The organism is Geobacillus sp. PLS 41, from assembly GCF_056494105.1.
The window spans coordinates 930,395-953,716 of sequence record NZ_CM151395.1 but is presented as its reverse complement, the minus strand read 5'-3'; the positions used below and the strand labels follow the sequence as shown (position 1 = coordinate 953,716).

General features: G+C 53.0%; 20 protein-coding genes. 5 read left to right on the top strand and 15 right to left on the bottom strand.

The window, feature by feature from the left end:
- Window positions 1-169 precede the first annotated feature (169 nt).
- Entirely contained in the window at window positions 170-844 is a 675-nt protein-coding gene (locus ACVX3G_RS04620) for a response regulator (protein ID WP_020278885.1), read from the bottom strand.
- Window positions 841-2,022, bottom strand: a complete 1,182-nt coding sequence (locus tag ACVX3G_RS04615) for a sensor histidine kinase (RefSeq protein WP_014196786.1) — start codon at window positions 2,020-2,022, stop codon at window positions 841-843. Before ACVX3G_RS04615 ends, ACVX3G_RS04620 begins: the two co-directional genes overlap by 4 nt.
- 220 nt (window positions 2,023-2,242) lie before the next feature.
- Here ACVX3G_RS04615 and ACVX3G_RS04610 point away from each other — a divergent pair, with 220 nt between their 5' ends.
- From ACVX3G_RS04610 to ACVX3G_RS04590, 5 genes are all read left to right on the top strand, one after another.
- The gene (locus tag ACVX3G_RS04610) at window positions 2,243-2,884 is read left to right on the top strand and encodes a YigZ family protein (protein WP_014196788.1); all 642 of its coding nucleotides are present in this window, start codon (window positions 2,243-2,245) and stop codon (window positions 2,882-2,884) included.
- Window positions 2,885-2,916: 32 nt separating this feature from the next.
- Window positions 2,917-3,924 carry an LCP family protein gene (locus ACVX3G_RS04605; RefSeq protein ID WP_081130511.1) on the top strand — a complete coding sequence of 336 codons (1,008 nt, stop codon included), beginning with the start codon at window positions 2,917-2,919 and terminating at the stop codon, window positions 3,922-3,924.
- Between the two features lie 241 nt (window positions 3,925-4,165).
- Window positions 4,166-6,613, top strand: coding sequence for an SH3 domain-containing protein (locus tag ACVX3G_RS04600; RefSeq protein WP_021321967.1), 2,448 nt, complete (start codon window positions 4,166-4,168; stop codon window positions 6,611-6,613).
- A 218-nt stretch (window positions 6,614-6,831) separates the two neighbouring features.
- A complete protein-coding gene (locus ACVX3G_RS04595; RefSeq protein WP_013146448.1) occupies window positions 6,832-7,509 on the top strand; it encodes an SH3 domain-containing protein in 678 nt (225 codons plus the stop codon).
- 3 nt (window positions 7,510-7,512) lie between these two features.
- Entirely contained in the window at window positions 7,513-8,847 is a 1,335-nt protein-coding gene (locus tag ACVX3G_RS04590) for a SpoIID/LytB domain-containing protein (protein ID WP_021321966.1), read from the top strand.
- Between the two features lie 331 nt (window positions 8,848-9,178).
- Here the strand turns inward: ACVX3G_RS04590 and ACVX3G_RS04585 are convergent, their stop codons facing one another.
- The 13 genes from ACVX3G_RS04585 to ACVX3G_RS04525 all read right to left on the bottom strand — a co-directional run bounded on the left by ACVX3G_RS04585 (window position 9,179) and on the right by ACVX3G_RS04525 (window position 23,212).
- Window positions 9,179-10,435, bottom strand: coding sequence for a glycosyltransferase family 4 protein (locus ACVX3G_RS04585; protein WP_031406975.1), 1,257 nt, complete (start codon window positions 10,433-10,435; stop codon window positions 9,179-9,181).
- The gene (locus ACVX3G_RS04580; RefSeq protein WP_081130762.1) at window positions 10,432-10,698 is read right to left on the bottom strand and encodes a hypothetical protein; all 267 of its coding nucleotides are present in this window, start codon (window positions 10,696-10,698) and stop codon (window positions 10,432-10,434) included. The genes ACVX3G_RS04585 and ACVX3G_RS04580 overlap by 4 nt, the downstream gene beginning before the upstream one ends.
- Window positions 10,695-11,777 (bottom strand): glycosyltransferase, encoded by a 1,083-nt coding sequence (locus tag ACVX3G_RS04575; RefSeq protein ID WP_081130761.1) that lies wholly within the window; start codon window positions 11,775-11,777, stop codon window positions 10,695-10,697. Before ACVX3G_RS04575 ends, ACVX3G_RS04580 begins: the two co-directional genes overlap by 4 nt.
- Window positions 11,774-12,889, bottom strand: a complete 1,116-nt coding sequence (locus ACVX3G_RS04570) for a glycosyltransferase (protein ID WP_033026341.1) — start codon at window positions 12,887-12,889, stop codon at window positions 11,774-11,776. The genes ACVX3G_RS04575 and ACVX3G_RS04570 overlap by 4 nt, the downstream gene beginning before the upstream one ends.
- Window positions 12,890-14,278, bottom strand: a complete 1,389-nt coding sequence (locus tag ACVX3G_RS04565) for an O-antigen polymerase (RefSeq protein ID WP_033026343.1) — start codon at window positions 14,276-14,278, stop codon at window positions 12,890-12,892.
- Window positions 14,279-14,290: 12 nt separating this feature from the next.
- Window positions 14,291-15,349, bottom strand: coding sequence for a non-hydrolyzing UDP-N-acetylglucosamine 2-epimerase (gene wecB / locus ACVX3G_RS04560; protein WP_033026344.1), 1,059 nt, complete (start codon window positions 15,347-15,349; stop codon window positions 14,291-14,293).
- Window positions 15,350-15,381: 32 nt separating this feature from the next.
- Window positions 15,382-16,830 carry a lipopolysaccharide biosynthesis protein gene (locus ACVX3G_RS04555; protein ID WP_081130760.1) on the bottom strand — a complete coding sequence of 483 codons (1,449 nt, stop codon included), beginning with the start codon at window positions 16,828-16,830 and terminating at the stop codon, window positions 15,382-15,384.
- A gap of 1 nt (window position 16,831) precedes the next feature.
- Window positions 16,832-17,563, bottom strand: coding sequence for an N-acetyltransferase (locus ACVX3G_RS04550; protein WP_011232634.1), 732 nt, complete (start codon window positions 17,561-17,563; stop codon window positions 16,832-16,834).
- A gap of 17 nt (window positions 17,564-17,580) precedes the next feature.
- A complete protein-coding gene (locus tag ACVX3G_RS04545; protein WP_015375873.1) occupies window positions 17,581-18,894 on the bottom strand; it encodes a nucleotide sugar dehydrogenase in 1,314 nt (437 codons plus the stop codon).
- 15 nt (window positions 18,895-18,909) lie between these two features.
- Window positions 18,910-19,923 carry a Gfo/Idh/MocA family protein gene (locus ACVX3G_RS04540; protein ID WP_015375874.1) on the bottom strand — a complete coding sequence of 338 codons (1,014 nt, stop codon included), beginning with the start codon at window positions 19,921-19,923 and terminating at the stop codon, window positions 18,910-18,912.
- A complete protein-coding gene (locus tag ACVX3G_RS04535) occupies window positions 19,920-20,657 on the bottom strand; it encodes a GumC domain-containing protein (RefSeq protein WP_033026371.1) in 738 nt (245 codons plus the stop codon). The genes ACVX3G_RS04540 and ACVX3G_RS04535 overlap by 4 nt, the downstream gene beginning before the upstream one ends.
- 118 nt (window positions 20,658-20,775) lie before the next feature.
- Window positions 20,776-21,894: a DegT/DnrJ/EryC1/StrS family aminotransferase gene (locus ACVX3G_RS04530; protein WP_033026352.1), complete on the bottom strand. Its 1,119-nt coding sequence runs from the start codon at window positions 21,892-21,894 to the stop codon at window positions 20,776-20,778.
- Window positions 21,895-22,129: 235 nt separating this feature from the next.
- A complete protein-coding gene (locus ACVX3G_RS04525; protein ID WP_020278877.1) occupies window positions 22,130-23,212 on the bottom strand; it encodes a glycosyltransferase family 4 protein in 1,083 nt (360 codons plus the stop codon).
- Window positions 23,213-23,322 lie beyond the last annotated feature (110 nt).

Here is a 23,322-nt window from a genome sequence, read left to right as displayed (position 1 = left end):
CATGAGGAGGCAAAGAACGCGGGCAAGCCGTGAAGCGGAAAATCGTTGATCCTCATGCAACGCTTTGCCCAAGCCGCTCCTTCGCCGCCAAACGGCGCATCGATGCCACAGGAAGCCACTTCGATCGTCAATGCACCGCTGCAAAGACTGGCCAGAGCCCCCATTCCGTTCAGCGCACCTCGACCCAGCCGTTTTTGATCGCGACCACAACGGCTTGCGTCCGGTCGTTGACGTTTAACTTTTGCAGGATGCTGCTGACATGGTTTTTCACCGTTTTTTCGCTAATGTAAAGCGCCTCGCCGATGGCGCGGTTGCTTTTGCCGTCAGCCAACAGCTGCAGCACTTCGCACTCGCGCCGCGTCAGCAAATGAAGCGGGCGGCGCACCTCCTGCTTAACCACTGCGCCGCCTTTTTCCGTCGTCAATCGGCGGTATTCGCGAATCAAGTTGTGCGTCACTTTCGGATGCAAGTACGAACCGCCTTCCGCGACGATTCTCACCGCCTCAATGAGTGTATCGGCGTCCATCTCCTTCAACAAATACCCGGTCGCTCCCGTCTGCAAGGCGCGCATGACATAGTTTTCATCGTCATGAATCGACAGCACGACGACTTTCGTATCAGGGTAAGCTTCAATCAGCTGTTTCGTCGCCTCAACGCCGTTGATGTCCGGCATGTTAATGTCCATCAGCACCAAATCGGGTCGGTATGTTTCGACGATTGAAAGCGCTTCGCTTCCGTCGCTTCCTTCCGCCACGACTTCAAAATCGCCCTCAAATTCCAAAATGCGCTTGATGCCCTCGCGAAACAGCTGGTGATCGTCGATAATCGCGATGCGTGTTTTCATCGTTTCCTTTCCTCCTTGTTCGTTTTGTCAGTCGAACGGTCGAGCGGAACGCGAATGAACACGGTCGTTCCGCTGCCAATCTTTGAGCGGATGTCGAGCGTGCCGCCGAGCAGCTCCACCCGCTCCCGCATTCCAATCAAGCCGAACGCATTTTCTTTTTTGACCAATGGATCAAATCCTTTGCCATCGTCTTTGACACTGACAAGCAGATGGTGGCACGTCACTTCCATTTTGACGTCGATATGGCGCGCTTCGGCATGCTTCAAGGCGTTTTGCACCGATTCTTGGACAAGCCGAAACACGGCCGCCTCCATCCGCGACGGCAGCCGAATTTCTTCGCCGATATGTACAAAGGAAATGTGGACTCCCTTGTTATATTCTTCGGTCGTTTGCAAGTATTTTTTTAGCGTCGGAACCAATCCTAAATCATCAAGCGCCATCGGCCGCAAATCGTAAATGATGCGGCGCACTTCGGACAAAGCCGAACGCACCATTTTGCGAAAATCACGAATCTCGGCGATCGCCGCCTCTGTCCCTCGCTCTTTGATCACCTTTTCGACCAAATCAGACCGAAGAAGGACGTGAGCGAGCAGCTGCGCCGGGCCGTCATGGATTTCCCGCGACAGCCGCCGCCGCTCTTCTTCCTGGGCTTCGATGATTTTCAGCCCAAATTCCTGCTTTTGCTTCGCTCCTTCAATAAGCTCGCCGACCTGGCGGAAATCGCTGTTTAAGTAGTGGAGCACGACCGTAATTTGTCCAACTAAATAATCGGCGCGTTCGATAATTTGCGCAAGGCTCGCCAATCTCCGCTCGAGCTCGTCGCGGCGCAGCCGCAGCTGTTTCTCCCGCTCGCGCACCATCGTCAGCTTCATATGCAACTCATGCGCCGCTTCATACGCCTCGCGAATATCTTGCTCCGAGTGGGTGGAAAAGTTTTGACTCACTTCCGACAGGCGGCGGCGCGCCTGACGCGCCTTCATTTCCAGCTGATCCGCTTCTTCGATCGCCTGCACGGTCAGCTGCTTCACCTCCTCGAGTTCGCGAAGCAAATGGTCGTGCTCTTGACGCGACTGCTCCCCGATGCGGAAAATTTCGTCTTTGCTGTGTTGAACGGTGTCGATCATTTTTTCGACAATCCGATCTAATTGCTTCACGTCCCACTGTTTTGCCTCAGCCAATTTGCCAACCTCCAACAGCGCTGCCAAGCGGTGCGCATGGGCGCCAGCAAAATTTGTTTGAAGGAAAAAAGTTGTCGATTTATAATAATAAAAGCATGCCCTATCTATTGCTCTTTTATTTTCAGTTTACCATAATTAGAGTAGAGCGCTAGCCATTCATGCAAAAAAATGAACAAAATTAAACCGTTTTCGCGTTTTTTGTATGTTGAGGTGTTTTGCTTTGTTGCAAACATATTACACGGTCAAAGGATACGGCGAACGCGAGATCGTGATCGAAAAATCACGGTTCATCTGCTATATCAATCGCGCTGAAACCGAGGAAGAGGCCGTCGCCTTTATTCAACAAATCAAGAAGAAGCATTGGGATGCCACCCACAACTGCTCCGCCTATTTGATCGGCGAGCATGACCAAATCCAAAAAGCGAACGATGACGGCGAGCCGAGCGGCACCGCAGGGGTGCCCATGCTTGAGGTGCTGAAGAAAAAAGGGGTGAAAGACACCGTCGCCGTTGTCACCCGCTACTTTGGCGGCATCAAGCTCGGCGCGGGCGGGTTGGTGCGCGCTTACAGCCGCGCCGTCTCCGAGGGGCTGAACGCCGCCGGCATCGTCGAGCGTCGGCTCATGCGCGTCATGCATGTTACGATCGACTACCCGTGGCTTGGGAAGGTGGAAAATGAGCTGCGCTCTTCCGTATATACTATTAAAAATATCCAATATGCCGACCGCGTCACGTTTGATGTTCTCGTTCCCGAGGACGGCCAGTCTTCGTTCGGCGAGTGGATGACCGAACTGACAAACGGAAGGGCGGACATTCAGGCGGGAGCGATGGAGTATGCCGAACGGTTGCTTCCGTCTTCCTAAAACGACACCGTAAAGGAAAGAAGGGTTAAACGATGAATCATACAAGAAAAACGGTGAAAAAGCGAAAGAAAAAAAAGCGGCTCCGCCGATTATTTTTGCTCGTGTTTCTTCTTTTGCTCGGGGGTGTCGGCGCCTTTGGCTACAATATTTACTCCGAGACGAAACAGGCGTCAAGCAAAATTTATCAAGCGCTTGATCCATCAAGCAAGCCTGCAAGAAATATTGAAATGCGCAAAGATCCGTTTACCGTGCTGTTGGTTGGAGTGGAAAACCAGTACCACGACGAGGAGGGGCGGTCTGATGTCGTCATGCTTTTGACCGTCAATCCGAAGACGAACAAAGTGTATTTGTTGAGCATTCCGCGCGACACGCGCGTTTACATCCCGAGCGAAGGGCGGAAAGACAAAATCACCCACTCCTACAGTCATGGAGGCATTCAATCGACGATTGCAGCCGTCAATGAGCTGATCGATGTTCCGATCGACTATTACGTGACGACTGATTTTGAAGGGTTCGAAAAAATTGTCGATTCCCTCGGCGGCGTCACGGTAGATGTTCCGTTTACATTCAAAGCCCAACTGACAGGTTCGCTCAAATGGCATACGTTCCATAAAGGCAAACAAGAGTTGAACGGCAATGAAGCGCTCGCCTATGTGCGCATGAGAAAATCGGACCCCCGCGGCGATTTTGGCCGAAACGAGCGGCAAAAACAAGTCATTCGTGCCATTATTGACAAAAGCACATCCATCACCTCGCTGCCGAAGCTGGATGACATCATCGCCGATTTAGGGGATCACGTGCGGACGAACATCCCTCCGGCCGATTTGTTGTCGTTCATCTATGTCTATCAAAAAATGAAAAACGCGGATGTAGAAAATTTGCATTTGAAAGGATACGACGAAACGATCAACGGCGTGTACTACTACATCCCCGACGAGCAATCGGTCAGCTCAATCAATGAAACGCTGCGGCAAGCGCTCGAGACGTCCAACGCCTCCCTCACGCGCAGCGATTCACCATCCACACAAAACCAAAATTAACGATCACAAAGAAGGTGCTCCCAAAAGCAATGGGGCGCCTTTTTCCATTTACAGCGTATATCATGCCGCAATGATGATGAAAGAGCACAACTTTTCATGTCCTCTGCTTTTTTTCTCTCTTTTTCAACAAAACTTTTCATTTTTTCTCATAATAGGACTGAATTCGGGTTGGATAAAACGGCAAAATTCGCTATGATAGTATAGAAAACGCAAACTTGAGAAAAAAGGGGGGATCGAATCCTTGAAAAAAACGCTTCTTTCCGTCTTGTTGGCGACTTGCCCGCTGTGGCCGTCGGCCGCCTTGGCCGCCGATGGAAGTCCGTCCTCATCCTCACCGACACTCATGGTCGCTGAGCATAACGCTTTGCTGAGGAGAGGAGCGACGGATTCCTATCAAATCGTCGAATCCATTTCCGCTGGCCAACAAGTAAAGGTCATCGACAAGTTCCAAAACGCTGCTGGCGAAACGTGGTATCGCATCGAATATAAGGGCATCACGGGCTGGGCGCGGGCAGACGACTTTTCTGAAGCGCATGTCTCTTCCGCCTTCCCTAACGTGATGTTCGCCAAGCAAGACTCGTTGCTGAGAAGAGGGGCAACCGATTCATATCGGTCCGTTGGTTCGATTCCCGCTGGCCAACAAGTGAAAGTCATAGACGAGTTTCAAAATGCCTATGGTGAAACGTGGTACCGCATCGAGTACGGAGGCGTCACCGGCTGGACGCGTGCGGACAGCTTTTCTAACCAACCGCCTTCCATGCTCGTCGGAAAGCGTGCGGTGATCGCCGCCAACGACATCGCGATGCGCAAGGGGGCATCCCCTTACTATCCGGTCGTCAAAACACTGTCTAACGGCGATGTCGTCTCCATCATTGCCGAGTTCACCAATTCGCTCGGGGAACAGTATGTGCGTGTGGAGTGGGCGGGAGTCAAAGGATGGGTGAAAACGGAACAGATCTACATACCCAAACAGCTTCCGACACTTTTGCCGACATTCATGAACGTTGTGCAGTCCTCCCCGGTTCGCCGCGGGGCGAGCGTCCATTACCGCGCCGTCGCCACAGTGTCACGCGGTCAATCTGTCAAAGTGATCGATTTGTTCGTCACAAATGGTCAGGAACTTTGGTACCGCGTTGATCTCGGACATGTCCGGGGATGGGTGTCGGAAAAAGTGTTGACGATGTCATCAACCATTTCGGTTCCAAGCGGTGTCTCGGATACGTCCAGCATCTCAGGCCAGCCGCTGACGGTCAGCGTGTCGGTCGCCAATGTGCGGCAAGCTCCATCTTTAAAAGCAAAAGTCGTCACCCAACTGAAAAAAGGAACCAAACTGAACAGCCTGTCAAGCGCCAAAGATGCGTCGGGAGCGCTTTGGTACAAAGTGTCCCTCAATGGAAAAACGCTCGGCTGGGTGCACGAGACGGTCGTAACCAAATCCTACCTTTCCCCACCAGCCAGCCAGGGGATGCAAAAGCAGGTGACAACCGCTAATGCGGCGCTGTTTGCCGAACCTTCGTTGAGCGCCGCCGTCATCGAGCGGATTGCGAAAAACCGAACGGTCACGGTTTTGAAGACGACAGAAGCATCTCCGTTCGACTGGGTGCAAGTCACCTCTGCATCGGGGAAAACGGGATGGATGCCGGTGTTTGAAGTAAAAGCCCCATCCTACGTATACGTCAAACAGGCGGGCACTCCGCTGCGCCGAGGTGCATCTTCGAACTATCAATCGTTGAAGGCGTTGGCAGCGAATGAGCGGCTTGCTGTCCTTTACGAATATCATAGATGGCTGAATGTCGAAACATCCAATGGCGTCCGCGGATGGGTGGAGGAATCAAGCACCTCTACCGTCGCCTTAAATAGTCTCGTTGAACCGACGTTTTCGACCATCAACGACAATGCCTATTTGACGTGGAAAAAAACGTCTAATTTCCGCGTCTCCTATTCGTTGTTGCCGGGCAATCGTCTGAAAATCACCGGCTCGTTTTCCTACGCTGAAGTCCCGTCGACCGACATTCCAGGCATCCAAACGGTGGAGTGGACGGGCAGCAGCCTGCTCATCACCTTTGAACCGGGGTACACGTTCACCCTTCGCCATTACAGCGACCGATTGGCGCTGAAAATTCTCGAGACCGGACTCAAGGGCAAAAAAATCATTATTGACGCAGGGCATGGGGCGCACGACACCGGGGCGATCGGCCCTGGCGGCACGCGGGAAAAAGATATTACTCTCGACACCGCCTTATTGCTAAAAGAAGAATTGGAGCGGGCCGGAGCGATCGTGAAATTGACGCGAAGCACCGACATCTTTTTGGAGCTGTCTGAACGGACATGGATCGCCAACAGTTCCGACTACGACGCCTTTATCAGCATTCACGCCGACTCGTACTCGCGGACATCTCGCGGAACGACAACGTACTACAACGTATCGAGCAACTTCAATGGGCCAAAAAGCGAGCAGTTGGCCGCCATCGTGCAAAAACATCTTGTCCAACAGCTCGGAACATATGACCGCGGCCATAAAACGCAAGACTTTTACGTCAACCGAAAAAACGAGCTGCCGAGCATTCTCGTTGAGCTCGCCTTCATCTCCAATCCAAATGAAGAGGCGCTGCTCAAAACGAAAGCGTTCCGCCAAAAAGCGGCCGTCGGCATTCGCGAAGGATTGGAAGAGTATTTCAGTCAATTCTAGTTTGTTCGTATTCGGAGAATAATAGCATGAGAAGGCCGATGATGCAACGGATATAAAGCTTTGGCAACGGTGTTTCTCAAGCTGGAGAAACATGGCAACATCGCGTTTTCATTCCTTGCGATTCCTCATGAACCAAGCGAATCCGTTGTGTTTCACCGGCCTTTTAGGAAAGCTATTATTCTCCTTTCTTTCCATATCCAAAAACGGGGGAGATGAACATGATGAAACGAAAAGCCAAATGGGCCGTTGCTGCCAGCCTGGCGGTCGGAATGACGGCAGGCGCCCTCTTGTTTACGCCATCGGCGATGAAAGCATCGGAAGAAGTCGTGTTAGCGAGCGTCGACTGGGTGACGTCCCAGCTCAACCCGATGAAAAACGACATTGCCAACCTGAAAGCACAACTGGCCGCCCAGCAACAACAAATTCAACAGCTTCAACAACAACTTGCCAGCAAACCCGCTTCGCCTTCTTTGCCTTCTGTCGTCTATGTAGCGAAAAACAATGCGGCCGTCCGCAGCGGAGCGTCAACGAGCTACCGCGTCATCACTTATAAACAGGCAGGGGCTTCACTGCAAGTCGTCGGGGCGCACCTTACTTCCCAAGGACTTTGGTACAACGTCGTCCTATCTTCATCGCTGAAAGGATGGATCCATTCAGGCGATGTCTCGACATCCGCTGTCAGCAGCGACAGCACCAAGCACGTCATCGCCACGGCCGCGGTCAATATTCGAAAAGGAGCGACGACTTCTTATCCGATTATTGCGACCGTTCCAAAAGGGACAGAGATGGTCTATATCCAGCCGTTTACCAACAGCAAAGGAGAGAAATGGTACAACGTGCAGCTGTCTGACGGGCGGCGGGGTTGGATGGCCGCTGAATTTGGTGAGGTGAAGTAGACGATGAAAAAACTAGCGTGGTTGGCTGTCGTCCTGTTTTGGCTCATCACCTCTCCTTCCGCCTCGAACGCCGCTGGGGTGAAAACGTACAACAATCCCGTGCAAGTCCTTTTATATAAAGGGGCATCGGTGACAGCCGCCGTCGAAGGAAACTATCAAATCGTCAATAAAGAGACGTTGACGATCACCCCGTTGCCAAGCGGGACAAATCTGACATTTCAGTCTTCCTCTTCGACCGTGTTTGTCACGTACAATGGAAAGACGGATTTTTCAAGCACCGGATTTACCATTCAAGAAACGATCGGCGCTGCGCCGTTGTCGCTTGTGAAAGTGAATCAAACCCGTTATCGCGGCAGCGTCGACATTCGCCGGCAAAGCAACGTCTTGTATGCTGTCAATATTTTAGATATGGAAGATTATTTAAAAGGAGTCGTGCCGAGCGAGATGCCTGCCTCTTGGCCGCTTGAGGCGCTGAAGGCGCAAGCCATTGCAGCCCGAAACTATGCCTATAAACATAAAACAAGTTTGACGACCAATCCAAACACACAGACGTATAAAGGATATGATGGAGAATCTCCCCGATCGAACGAGGCAGTGGATGCGACAAGAGGATTGTATCTGAAATATAATGGCAGTGTCATTGAAACGTATTACCACTCGACAAGCGGCGGCAGAACCGCCAACGTAAGCGACGTCTGGAACTCGTCGCAAACCGCCTACCCATATTTGGCGAGCGTCGATGACCCGTATGAATCATCGCCGTACAGCCGTTGGTCGTTCACCTTCTCCCCGTCTGTGCTGCTGCGTTCGTTCGGGCTCACCGATCCATCGGTTGTTTTATACGACGTCTCGATCGCCAAAACCGGCGCGAACGGGGAAGTGGGGGCCGTCACGATTGAAACCTCGGCAGGCGAAAAAACGGTAAAAGGCAATGAAACGACCATCCGCAAACTGTTCCCGCTAGACGGCAATCAATTTTACGGCATCTTGCCGTCCAACTGGTTTGACATTCAAGTGCAAAAAAGCGGTCCATCCGTGTCGATTCAAACGACGAACGGCAGCATCGCCGCCTCTTCCTTGTCATCTTATTCTGTCCAAACAGAGAACGGAACGGTTTCGCTCGCCGGCGTCGAAGGAATCAAAGTACAAACAACGGATGGCATCATGCCGCTTTCCGCCTCGCCGTCAGGGGTCAGCTCGATCACTGTCACTGGAAAAGGATGGGGGCACCGGGTCGGCATGAGCCAATACGGAGCAAAAGCATTCGCCGAGCGCGGATGGACGGCGGAGCAAATTTTAGAGCATTACTTCCGTGGGGCGGAAGTCTCGTTCGAGTGATCGCATGGCCATTGTATAAAGAAAACGATCATTCCATATAGAGGCCATGTTTGAAGCTTTCCCATTTGCAGCTTTTACCGAGGATGGGATCGACTGTCGAGCGACCGAACCACGCCGCTTCCAGGCCCATCGAGGAGTCTGTGAAGCAGGCGGTTGTTCGGTCTTCCGTCACGCCTTGGCTTGCTTTCGACAGTCGAACATGGACCAACCGCTTTTCCGTCAAGAATCTGTTCCACGTCTTCGTTGCATCTATCCAAATGGAAACATAGCCACTTTTCCCCTAAAAGAAAAGAAAGGGCATCCTGCTTATAAGCTGACGCCCTTTCCTTTTTTATTGTTCTGCCGGCCAAACGGATTCGCGATTTGTTTCATCGCTAAGGGCGTGAAGCAAATCATCAACAATTCGCTTCCAAGAATATTGCTCCACCGCCAACTTGCGCCCATTTTCCGCCATCTTTTCGTATTCCTCGCTCGGAAGACAAAGCAACTCGAGAACCGCGGCAGCGATCTGTTCAGGATTTTCTGGAGGAGCGATTTTTCCGCAATGGTATGTTTCTAAAATCTCTGCGCTCTCCCCTTCGCCGCAATACAGCACCGGGGTTCCGGTGGCGATCGCCGGGAAAATTTTCGACGGCCTTGCTCCTTTAAACAAATCGATATTGCGCAACGAAACGATGCTGTAATCGGTGATGGAGAAAATCGCTGGCATCTTCTCAACCGGAACGGATCCGTAAAACGTCACGTTGTCAAGGCCAAGCTCTTCTTTTAACGCCATCAACTTTTCTCGCTCTTGGCCGTCGCCGACAAACAGGAAATGCGCCCGTTCATCTTTTGCTTTGACGATGGCCGCCGCCCGCAATACCGAATCGAGCCCTTGGGCGTATCCCATCGTTCCGGCGTACGTAAACACCACTTTTCCTTCGAGCCCTAATTCCGCAAGCAACTCTTTGTTTTTCGGCAGCGGGCGAAACACATCCGTGTTGACGCCGTTCGGCAATAAAAAGACATCCTCGGGCGCCTTTCCTTGTTCAATCATATAATCGCGAATGCCTTCTGTCGCGGCAGCGATTTTCCAAGCCTTCCGGTATAAAAACAGCTCGAGCCATCTCGCCATTCGGATGAACAGCCGATTTTTCAAAATGCCGAGCTCAACGGCCGATTCCGGCCAAATGTCAGCGACGTTGAAAACAAACTTCGCCCGTTTCAACTTCGCGCCCACGTACCCGGTGATCCCTAAAAACAACGGCGGGGAATTGCAAATGATCACATCCGTCGGCTTCGCTTTCACAAGCAATGAATAAAACGAGCTGAACGTAAATGAAAAATACGAAGCGAGTCGCTTCCAAAAGCTCCCCTTTGGCGACGGATAAATCCATGTCCGATGAACGGGAATGCCGTCCCATTGTTCAAACAAATAAAACAGGCCGCGGTATGGCTCCGGGATGACGCCGTGCGGATGATGCGGGAATGCCGTGAGCACTTCCACTTGATGCCCCCGTTTGATCAGCTCTTTGCTCACCTCATACACACGAATTTGCGGTGCGCCCGTTTCCGGCGGGAAGTGTTGGCATAGGTAAATGATCCTCATCGTCCGCTCCACACCACTTTCCCCCAAAATCGCAAACAAACGTTCCATTTCGAGCGCCAAGAGGTGAGCGCAAACGAGGCGTGGAAAAAGGGCAACGCCCCCCTGGCATCGTTCCGCTGTCCTTGGATGTATAATCGTTGCCGCGAACCGACGGTCATCATGAGCTTGCCAACGGAAAGCCGCCGGCTTCGCGACTTAGCCTCCGCTTTCGGCAACAAACGAGCACCAACCGCGGCGGCTGATATGACGGCTTTGTTCCTCATCGACTCCCTCCACCGCCTTTCAACGTTTGTTCATACAATCGGATCATGCGCATCGCATTTTCCGTCCAATCGTAATGTTCATGAACATGGTTGACGCCGTTTTCCCCCATTCGTTGCCGCAGCCTCTCATCAAGCAACAGCCGTTCGAACGCCTCCGCTAGCTTTTCCGGACTGTTTTTCGGCACAATCAACCCCGTTGTTCCCTCACGGACGACTTCCGGCAGCCCGCCGACGTTGGAGACGACAACGGGAACGCCGCACGCCATCGCCTCGACGGCGGCAACGCCAAAACTTTCGCTGTCTTCAGTCGAAGGCACGGCGAAAATATCCATTTGATTGATGTACAGTGGCACTTGTTCGTTCGGAACTTTGCCGACAAACGTCGTCACGGATTGGATGCCGAGGCGGGCGCACAGCTCCTCGTATTCACTTCGCTGCGGCCCATCGCCGACGATCAACAGCTCCGTTTGTGGATGCCGCTCGTGCACAACGGCAAACGCTCGAATCAAATCAGCGATCCCGTACTTGTCCGAAAGAGCTTTCACTGTGCCGATCGTCACGGTCCGTTTCGGCTGTTTCGGCAATGGTTTGAAGCGGGCGACATCCACCCCAAACGGCGTCACCTCGATCGGTTTGTCCGTATACTTTCCGGTTTCTTTCGCCATCACATGACTTGTCGAACAAATGACATCCGCTCGCTGCAATGTATATTCAAGCATCCGTCGGTTCCAGCGATTGGCATTCGGAAACTGATACACGTCGCGTCCCCAGACGGAGACGTAAAACGGATGATACCCCGCAAGCGCCCCGATCAACCCGTAGCTGGAGGCATAATGGGCGTGCAAAATATCTGGTCGAAACGAAGCGAGCAGCCGCTTTAATGAAAAGACAGTGGAAAAATACGACAACTTCCCCGGCAGCCATTTCGGCAGCACGACTGTCTCGACTTCTTTCGCTTGCTCCGGCCCGTAATGGTCTTTAAACGTCACGACTTTCACATCGATGCCTTGCGTTTGGTAAAAGCGGGCCCACTTATGCGTATGGATCGATTTGCTTGGAGCCAATAAGGCGACTTTCATCGGAGGCCCCCCACCAACGTTTCTTTCACCTTTTCCACTCTCGCTTCCCATGAATGTTTCGCCATAAACGTCCGCGCAATGCGCAAGCGGCACTCCTCGAGCATGTCCGCCATCTTGGCGATCGCTTCTGCCATCGACGACGGGTTGTCGTCGCAAATGACGCCATACCCATCCGCTTCAATCAATCGCTTTTGCGCTGAGCAAGCGGTGGCGACAATCGGCAGGCCGCTCGACAGATAGTCGACCAGTTTGACGGGAACGGAAAAATCATTGTACTCGCTCCGCCGCCGCGGGATGAAGGCGAAATCCATCTCCGCATACAAACGGTCGAGCGCTTCGCCGCTGACGTGCTCGACGCGCACTTGCAAGGCGGCAAGCTCTTCTTTCACCGCAAGCGGCTGCCGCTCGTACTCGTCTTTTCGGCAGACGACGGTGAGCGAAACAAGCGGCTTGCGGCGGTTTGCCAAGCGAATCGCCTCAAGCAGGAGCAAAAGCCCATAGTCGGCATTGTTGATGCCGCCAACATAAATGGCATTCAGCGGCTGTTTCGCCGTCCCGAACCGCTGAAACGGCTTTTGCTTCCCACCCGGCGGCAAATCGACCATCGGGCGGCGGATCGCGACATATGTTCCCATTTCGAGGCTCGGCAAAAAGATGACATCGCAGTACCGCTCGTAAAACCGTTCTTCCCAACGGTACATCATTTGCATGGCCGCTTTTTTCCAACCGCGGAGCGGATACAAATCAGGAAACTTCCAATAGACGTCGCGGTAAAAGACGCCGATCGGAACGTTGCGGGCTTTCAAGTAGCGGAGAACGTCCCGGTCGACGAACGGACGTTGCGGCCGGTGTCCTGGGTCCGTGAGCCAAAGCGGAATCGTCTGGTTTTCCATATAGCAAAACCAGACATCATCGAGCTTGCCTTGGCTGCGGAGCTCTTGAAATTGCTTCTCCCGCTCGGCTGACGTGCCGGCGATCAGAAGAACGTCCACTCCCTCTTTCGCTCCCCAGCGCAAAAACGCCTGATGCATTTCATACGGCCGCAGCTTTGACCCGCTGTTTCGTTCCGCGGCGAGTGAAAACGGGTAATAAATCAATACGGTTTTCATCATTCATCCCTCATCAGTGATTCGCCTTTTCGTTGCAAACCATGCCCGTAAATCCCCCTGCACCCGCAGCCATAACGCCATTCCGCCAAACAACGCCACGAGCAGCACCCAGGTCGGATTGAACAAAAAATCGGTGAACCCACCGACGAGCGTGCGGGGGATGTTAATGGAAAAATAAACGAACAAACTTAAAAACAAAGGATTTTTTGGCAACCGTAGAAACCCAATGTACAACAGCTGCGTCACGACACCGACATACAGCGTGCCGATGACGATCCCCACATAACCGAAATTGGCATACGCCTCAGCGACAAAAAGGGTGTTCAACACTCCCCCTGTCCCGTCTTCAATCCGCTCTGGGAACACGTGCGCCATCACGAGGCGGGCGGAGCGGACGTTCTCGACGTCAAACAACCCTGTTAAAATCGAGGGCAAGCTTTTTCCATAAAGAAATGGCAGCGCTTCGCCGAACAAATTCAAATGAAGAAACGTCGGCGCGATTTGCGCCAAAATCATGCGGCCGATCGGGCCCTTGTTGTAAGACAAAAAGGTCGTGGCATCTTGCACCCCTTGAATGACGATGTACATGCCGACGAGCACCGCCGCCCCCACTCCCCCATACAGCGCCAATTTCGCCGCCGACAGCCTTGTTTTTCCAATGTAGATGCGAATCAGCAAAAACATCATCACGTAAAAGAAAATCGGCGATTTGGCCAAATCATACACATTGACGAACACCGCCCCGACAAACAGACAGATAAACAGCAGCTTCCACCGCCACTCGTGCGTCAGCTCGGCAAACAAATAAGCGATAAACGACAAAAGCGGCGTGAGCGTAATGGCAAAAATATTGCGAACGAGCACGTTTCCGGCAAAATGGCGCGACGCCTCAACACGCAACGCAGCCAAGCTCTCATCCGTCCCTGTCAAGAGCGCAAACACCGGAATCGTCGGCGTTTTCCAAATCATATACGCAATGGCGACAAAACTGAGCAGCGACAGCGCCAAAAACGCATAAAACACTTGGCTGCCCGTCGCTCCAGCCAACGGAGAAAGCGGCTTTTGCAAATAGGCGCGAAACTCCTGCCTCGCTTCAAATCCGCACAGCCTTGAAACGACCACCATCGACAGCGGGAACACGATCATGACAAAGCATACGACAGCAAATCCAATCTGCCGGTATTCCTCAGGCCGAAACAGCTTGCGAATCATGTAGTAATCGTCCATCCCCAAGGCGATCAGCAGCGCGCCGATGAAGCTCGACAGAAGGAACGAGTAATAGTACACAATCGACACGAGATTCGGCGCCGTCCATGAAAGCGTCCCCGCTGCATAGCGAAACATCAAGGTGGAGGCGACAAGAACAATCAACCAGATCAACACGTCCAACATGCCGACGCACCCTTATCGCTGTCCGATCGCCGCCACGATTTTCTCCGCCGCATGCCCATCGCCAAAGACGTCCGCATAAACAGGGGCGACTTCCTTGTGGACCGCCGCGACGATCTTCTCGCGGTCCGTGCCGGTTAAGATGTTCGCCCCGCCTTTGAGCGTTTCCACCCATTCGGTTTGTTCGCGCACCGTCACGCAAGGCACGCGCAAGAAATACGCCTCCTTTTGCACGCCGCCTGAATCGGTGATGATTTTTTTCGCGCCGCTCTCTAGCCGAAGCATGTCCAAATAACCGACCGGATCGATCAGCCGAAGCCCTGGAATCGCCGAAGCGTCCAAGCCGTACTCTTCAAGCTTATGCCGCGTCCGCGGATGAATCGGCCACACTTTCGTCCCGTCGATGTCCGCAAAAGCAGCCAAAATGGCTTTCAATTTGTCGGGGTCATCGGTATTTTCCGCTCGGTGAATGGTAATCAAGTAGTAGGATTGTTCCGCCAGCGACAAATCAGCCAAAATCGTCGATTGGCGCTGTGCGAGCTCCTTGTTGTACAAAATGGCGTCATACATGACGTCGCCGACATTCCAGACGTTTCGCGTAATATTTTCTTTTCGTAAATTTTCCACGGCCGTCTCCGTTGGACAAAATAAGAGCTCGGAGACATGATCGGTCATGATGCGGTTGATTTCTTCCGGCATCTGCTTGTTGAAGCTGCGCAGTCCGGCTTCGACGTGGATGACGGGAATATGGAGCTTCGCTGCGACAAGAGCGCCCGCGAGCGTCGAGTTCGTATCGCCATAGACGAGCACATAATCCGGTTTTTCTTGCATGACAATTTCTTCAATTTTCATCAGCATTTCGCCCGTTTGCTTTCCATGGCTGCCTGAACCCACCCCAAGATAGTAGTCAGGCGTCGGAATATTCAACTCCTCAAAAAAAATGGCCGACATATTCGGGTCATAGTGCTGCCCGGTATGGATCAGCACTTCGGTATATTGTTTTCGCAAGACGCGCGAGACGGGGGCAGCCTTGATAAACTGCGGTCTGGCGCCTAACACGGTGGCGATTTTCATCCGAAACACCTCCTAGATCAGATGAGCGGTTATCAAGTATTTTGCGCATTTTCATCCTCGATCGTGCGCACCGGACGGCGCAAATCACGATCAACCCGGCTGGCAAAGAGCGTGGCGGCAAACAAGCCCCAACCAGCGAGCACCCAGCCGTCAGCAAGCGGCGCCTGCTGAACGTAGACGATGACGATGAGGGCGAGCAATGTGCCGACCAAAACCAAAGCCATCTTTTTCCATGACACTGGCACAGGATACACTTGCTGGCTTTTGCGAAAAATGAAAGCCACAGCGACCATATACGTCATGAGGCTGGCCGCGACCGCCCCCCAGCTGAGCCAAAGCGGCACCAAAACGGCGTTCAACGCAAGATGAAGAAGCGCCGCTAGCGTGAACACCCGTGAAATATAGCCGGTTTCCTTTGTCAAAAACAAGCCGGTGGAAACAATTAGATAATAAAAGTTCAAAAACGTGACGGCCGATAAAAACGGGATATAGGACGCTGCATCGCGATATTCCTGTTTGAAAAAGGTTTCCACAAGCCACGGGCTCGCCGTGGCGATCAAAAGCAGCCCAAACGCTCCAATGAGCAAAAGCGCCATATACACTTTCGCAAACAGCGCACGGCTTTCCGGCCGGTCTTTCATCGACATCGAATACGGACGCCACGCCATCTGCACGCCGCTCGTGATGAGCGTGATCACGGTCGCGAGACGCAAGGCAACCCCAAACACCCCGACTTCCTCCAACGACGCAAACCGTTGGATGAAAAACGTGCTGACGTTGGCGATCACCCAAAAGGCGAGCGAAGTCGGCACGAGCGGGGCGGCGTAGGCAAGCAGCTCCTTTAACACGTCAAAGCGCACGCGCCACACCATATACTTGACGGTCAAATGCAGCATCAACAAAAACACGAGCGCGCTGCTCACGAGCCGGCCGATGAGCAGCCCTTCCGGCGTCGCCGCGAACCACCGGAGCGCCGCATACGACAGCACAGAGACAAGCAGCATTTTCACGAGCGTCCAAATCACGACTTTTTTCGTCTGAAATTCAAACCGCAGCACCGTCGTCGCCATGACGAAAATCGTATCGAGCAGCAACGTCGCGATACTGATGTACAGCAAATCGACATAGCGAGGTTCTTGAAACAGCGCGCCTGCGATCCACGGACCGGCCAAAACGACAGCCAAAAATAAGATGGCGACGACAAACAGCCGGAAGTACATGACGTTGCGCACATACAAAAGGCGCTTCTCTTTGTCGTCCGTGTCGTAATAGTAAAAAGAGAGCGCCGAATCCGTACCGAAAATGACGAGAAATGTCAGCATCGACGTCCATTGGTCGATCAAGTAGACCGCCCCGTACTGCGCCTTTGACAAATAGCTTGTATAAATCGGCAGCATCAAAAAGGCAATCAGCTTCGTGCCGACGTTCATAAACGCGTAAAGGAGCGAATCCGCTCCTAAACGCTTGAATGCCGAGAACAATTTATAACAACTCCCGCTCGTCGACCATTTTGCTGAAGCGCGCCGGGAATCCTTTCACGACCGTCCTCGGTTCCGTATCTTTTGTGACGAGCGCCCCAGCGGCGACAAACGTCTCTTCCGCCACCGTCACGCCCGGCAGCAAAATCGCTCCGCCTCCGACGCGCGCCCCGCGCTTGACGGTCGCCCCTTTGATTTTGGCGAACCGTTCTTCCGTCCGCCCCATGTAGTTGTCATTGGTCGTCGTGACGCACGGGGCGATGAACACATGGTCTTCGAGCGTCGTGTAGGCCGTGATGTAGGAGTTCGACTGGATTTTCGTCCGATCGCCGATTTGGACGTGGTTTTCGACGCACACCCCGCGCCCGACGATCACATATTGGCCGATGTGCACGTTTTCGCGCACGCTCGCCAAATCAGCGATCAATGTGTAGGCGCCGATCGTCGCGCCTCGATAGATGACGGCGTTGGCGCCGATCGTGCAATGGTCGCCGATGACAAGCGGCGGCAGCTCGCCCGACAGCTTGACGGTGCTCGTTTTCGCCGGCTTCGGCGGTTTGCCGAGCACCGCTCCGTCGGCGATCGTCACGCCGTCGCCGATGACGGTTCCTTCGTGAATCGTGACGCGATGTCCGATTTTAACGTCGTTTCCGATTTTTACATTCGCCTCGATGACAGTGAAATGGCCCATTTCGACACGTTCACCGCAAACAACAGAGGGATCGACAACGTTCATGGTTTCGTCTCCTTCGCTTACAATTTGACGTATTTTGCCGGTTTCGACACATCTTTCATAGCATTGCGTGTGTCAAACACGACCCGGCTGTGACGAGCGACCATTTCATAGTCGATGTTGGAATGATCCGTCGTAATCAAGACAAGATCTGACTGTGCAAGCAGTTCCGGCGTCAGCTCGACCGTCTCAATCACCCGGTTGCACGCCCGGAACGACGGAACATACGGGTCGACGACCGCAAATTCCGCTCCGTATTGCTCGAGCAGCTCGACGATTTTCAACACTGGCGATTCGCGCACATCATCAATGTCTTTTTTGTAGGCGACGCCGAGTACCGTCACTTTCGAACCGCGCAGCGCCTTCCCTTCTTCGTTCAAAATGAGCATCGCGCGGTTGACGACATATTCCGGCATGGCGTTGTTGATTTCTCCGGCCAGCTCGATCAAGCGCGTATGGTAGTTGTATTCGCGCGCCTTCCATGTCAAATAAAACGGGTCGATTGGAATGCAATGGCCGCCAAGCCCCGGCCCCGGATAAAACGCCATAAATCCGTACGGCTTCGTTTTCGCTGCATCGATGACTTCCCAGACATCAATGCCCATCCGTTCGCACAAAATGGCCATTTCGTTCGCTAACGCAATGTTGATATGGCGAAACGTGTTTTCAAAAATTTTCTCCATTTCCGCCACCGCCGGACTCGACACTTCGTGCACATCGCCTTCAAGCACAGCTCGATACATGGCCGCTGCCACTTTCGTGCACGTCTTTGTCACGCCGCCGACGACTTTCGGCGTATTTTTCGTCTTAAACTGCTTGTTGCCCGGGTCAACCCGCTCCGGCGAATAGGCAACGAACACCGTTTCCCCGACGACGAGCCCCTTTTTCTCCAGCGCCGGTTTCACGATTTCTTCCGTCGTGCCTGGATAGGTGGTCGATTCCAAAACGACAAGCATCCCTTCATGGGCGTATTTAGCGATTTCCTTCGCCGAGTTTTCGACGTAGGACGTATCCGGCTGATGATGCTCATCGAGCGGGGTCGGCACCGCGATCGCCACGGCATCGACTTCCGCGATCCGGGCGTAATCGGTCGTCGCCACAAGCCGCCCTTGTTTGACCATCTCATGCAAATCTTCATCGACGACATCGCCGATGTAGTTGATCCCATTGTTCACTTGATCGACGCGGCTTTGTTGGATGTCAAAGCCAATGACATGAAACCCTGCTTTTGCTTTTTCGACTGCCAGCGGCAACCCGACGTAGCCAAGCCCGACCACGCCGATGACCGCGTCGCGTTTCTCAAATTTTTGCAACAGCCGTTCCGCGTAGTTCATTCCTCTCATTCCTTTCTACTCAGATAGTTGCACTCTTGTCCCCGTTTCCGCCGAACGCAAAATCGCTTCGATCAGCCGAACAGGAGCCAATCCGTCCAAACCCGTGACGATCGGCTCGCGGTCTTCGCGAATCGCTTGCACCATATCTTCAATGATCCATTGGTGCCCCGGCTTGCCAAACGGGTCGGCGTTGATCTCATCGATGAGCTTTGCCCGTTCTTCCTCGCTGACGCCTTCCGCTTCCCACGTTTCGATAAAGTTGGCCGTCCGGCCGCCGATTTTCACCGATGCCGTTTCACCGAAAATGGCGATCGATTCCTCCAAGTTTTGCGGATAAATCGTCGTCGCTGCCTCAATGACGCCAAGCGCCCCGCTTTCAAACTCGACGACCGCCGCCGCGACGTCTTCCGTCTCAATCTTGCGCAGCCTTGTCGCCGCCATCGCTTGCACCGCCTTGACCGGCCCCATCAGCCAAAGCAGCAAATCCAAATTGTGAATGGCTTGATTCATCAAGACGCCGCCGTCAAACTCTTTCGTCCCCCGCCACGCCGCCTGGTCATAATAGGCTTGATTTCGATTCCAGCGCACCGTGGCGTTCGCATGGCTCAGTTTTCCGAACATCCCGCGCTCCATCGCCTCTTTCAGCTTCCGAATCGCTGGACGGAAGCGGTTCGGATGAACGACCGCGAGCTTCACGCCGCTTTCTTTCGCCGCGCGGATCATCTCTTCGGCGTCGCTCACACGGAGCGCCATCGGTTTTTCCACAATGATATGACGGCGATAGCGGGCCGCCAGCTTGGCCAGCCGCGCGTGCAATCCAGACGGAACACAAATGTTGACGACATCGATCTGTTCGTTCTCCTTCAACATCGTCTCCATATCAGTGTAAACAGGAACGTCCGACACGTCGCGCAACCGTTCCGGGTTCGTGTCGCACACTGCCGCCAGCTCGGCGCCGTCCGCCTTTTCAATGGCATCGATATGTTTTTTGGCGATATGCCCCATGCCGACAATGGCAAAACGGATCATGAAGAATAGTACCTCCTCGCGTCCAATATATACTTCCAAAGCACGAGCCAAACGACCGTCAAAAACAGGCCGAGGACAAGGCCGACGGCCATCAGCTGCCCCGTATACGTTTTCGATTTCGCCACCGTTTCCGACAATACGGCCGGTTTTTCGTAAAAGACAAGATTGCCGCGGATGCGATTGACACGCTCCATCACTTCAGTCAAGTTGTTTTCCGACTCAACCAACAAGTCGCTGATGTCATGGAGCTGTTCCGGATTCAAGCGGCCCGACTGTATTTGTTCGCTATAATAATCGACTTTTTGCTGCAAGGCGCGCTCCCGTTCTTCCAGCGCATGCAAGTATTTCGTGGTGACATCAATCCGCTCTTGCGAATGGCGCTTGAGCCCCTGGCTGTATTCCGACACAACAAGCTTCAATTCTCGACTCACGTCTTGTTCATCGTCGCCTTTGACCGTGATTTGCACGTACTGTTCTTCAGGAACGACGACATCCAAGTTTTTCACATCTGGAAACTTCGCTTCTATATTTTTCGGATCCGTCAACTCTTTTACGTCAATTGATCCCGTAAATATGACAGCTTTCCCCGTATACTTCTCCCCCTGCAGCAAAAGCCGCCCTGCGATGACGGTCAACACGATCGTCGCAAGCGGAACGACAAGAAACCACCATTTTCGCTGCCAAAAAAAGCGCAAATATTCGTATAGCACAAACGGTCGTTTTTCCGCCGTCAATCCGGCCACCATCCCTTATCATAAAATAACAAAGTGTTGTGAACAAAACAAATGATCCAACGCCAAAGAAAACGCCATTGCTGTGCGCAAGTGACGTTTCCTTTGGCCGGTTGGACGATCAAGCGAAATGACGGTAAAACTCTGCGATTTTCTCGACGACGTACTGTTGCTGCTCCTCTTTCAGCTCTGGGAACATCGGCAGCGACAGCGCTTCTTTCGCCGCTTTTTCCGCCTCCGGCAGCTGCCCTTCCTTGTATCCGAGCGAAGCAAACACCGGCTGCAAATGCAGCGGCAGCGGATAGTACACCATCGTCGCGATCCCCTGTTCTTTCAAAAACGCTTGCAGCTCGTCGCGCTTCGGCGCTCGAATCGTGTATTGATGGAACACATGATAGCGCCCGTCGACTTCTTTCGGCGTCACAACAAGGTCGCCGACCGCCTCCTCGAGCAGGCGCGTATACGTCGCCGCATGCTTGCGCCGCTGTTCCGTCCACCGATCCAGATGCGGGAATTTGACGCTTAAAATCGCCGCTTGCATCTCATCGAGGCGGCTGTTGTAGCCAAGTACATGATGGTAATATTTCGGCTTGCTGCCATGAACGCGGATGACCCGGCATTTTTCGGCCAGTTCGTCATCATTCGTAATGATCATGCCGCCATCCCCGTAGGCGCCCAAGTTTTTCGTCGGGAAGAAGCTGTACGTCGCCGCCGTCCCCAGCTCGCCAACGCATTTCCCGTTGTATTTCGCGCCGATCGCCTGGGCGGCGTCCTCGATGACAACCAATCCATGCCGCTTGGCAATCGCGGCAATCGCCTCCATATCCGCCATTTGCCCGTACAAATGCACCGGGATGATGGCTTTCGTCTTCTCCGTCACCGCCGCTTCAATTTTCGCTGGATCGATGTTGAACGTCACCGGATCGATATCGACAAACACCGGTTTGGCGCCGGCCCGCGCAATCGATCCTGCCGTCGCGAAAAAGGTGAACGCCGTCGTGATGACTTCATCGCCCGGCCCGACGCCGGCCGCTTGCAAAGCAATATGTATCGCATCGCTTCCGTTGCCGCAGCCGATCCCATGTCTAGCCCGGCTGTAGGCGGCAATATCTGCTTCTAGCTTTTTGACATAATCTCCTAAAATAAAGCGAGAGGAGCGCATCACTTCATCCAATACGCGCATGATCTCCGGCTTCAATTGTTCATACTGTTCGCTTAAATCCAACATTGGCACGTTCATCGCAAGTTCCTCCAAATCCAAAAAATATGTAGAATAAACATGTTTAGTTTATCACATTTGCGTCAATATATAATGACAGTTTTGTGGCAATCTTGGCCTTGCCGCAAAAAAAATCAGCGAAGGAACGGCAGAAGCTGCATAAACAACGAAAAAGAAGGGTATAATTTTCCAAAGAAGGGCAATTCCTGAAAAAAGCCGTTTGTCCCTTTCATGACACAAACGGCCCATTTGCTATTTATCGGTCATTTCCGTATACTTTTCGGCTTCCCCGAAGCAGCTTGCGAATAAAGGTCATAAACGGCTTGTACTGATCATTGACCAAGCCGATCAGTTCAGCAAGCAGTTCCCCGAAGACGATCAAGGCAAAGACGATGAGAATGGACTGCCATAACGTCGAGGCGGAGAACAAAATCGCGCTGATGGCAAACATCAGGCCAAACGCATAAATGAGCAAGACCGTGTTGCGATGCGAAAAGCCGAGAGCCAGCAGTCGATGATGAAGATGCGACTTATCCGGCGCCGAGATCGGCCTTTTATTCACAATGCGGCGAATAATGGCAAATGTCGTATCGAAAATCGGCACGCCCAAAATGATCACCGGAACGACGAAGCTGAAGAGCGTCACGCTTTTGTAAAGCCCTAGCACCGACAGGACGGAAATGGCATAACCTAAAAACAACGCGCCGGTATCCCCCATGAAAATTTTCGCCGGGTGGAAGTTGTAAAACAAGAAAGCGATGACGCTGCCCAAGATGATCAAGCAGAGCGTGAAAATGAGCATTTTGCCCGCCATGCCCGCCATGACGGCAATGGCCGCAATTCCAATGGCGGAAATGCCTGCGGACAATCCGTCCAACCCGTCGATCAAGTTGATGGCGTTCGTAATCGCGATAATCCAAAATATGGTGATCGGGTAGCTCCACAGCCCCAACTCAAACGTGCCGACAAACGGGACAGTCAAAAGATCGACCTTCAGCCCGGAAGCGACAACGACGAACGCCGCCAGCAGCTGGCCGGCCAGCTTCACTTTTGGCGACAGCTCGTACAAATCGTCGAGCATCCCGACGAGCACGATGATGATGGCGCCGACCGTCATCCCCGTCACTTGCTCTTTATACACCCCGCCGACAAAATAGCCGACGGCGACACCGATAAAAATGGCCAATCCGCCAAGCCTTGGCATGACTTTTGTATGCACTTTTCTCCCGTTCGGCCGATCGACCGCCCCAATTTTGATGGCGAGCTTGATCACGAACGGGGTGATGACCAATACTGTAATAAACGAAGCCAAACATGCGGCAAATGCTTCCATATTCATGTGCAATCACCTTGGCCTTATAAAATCGCGGAAACACACATCATCTTTATGTTACCATATACGATGAGTAAATCAATCTTTTTTTACACCCCTTTTTTGTCCCCAAGGAT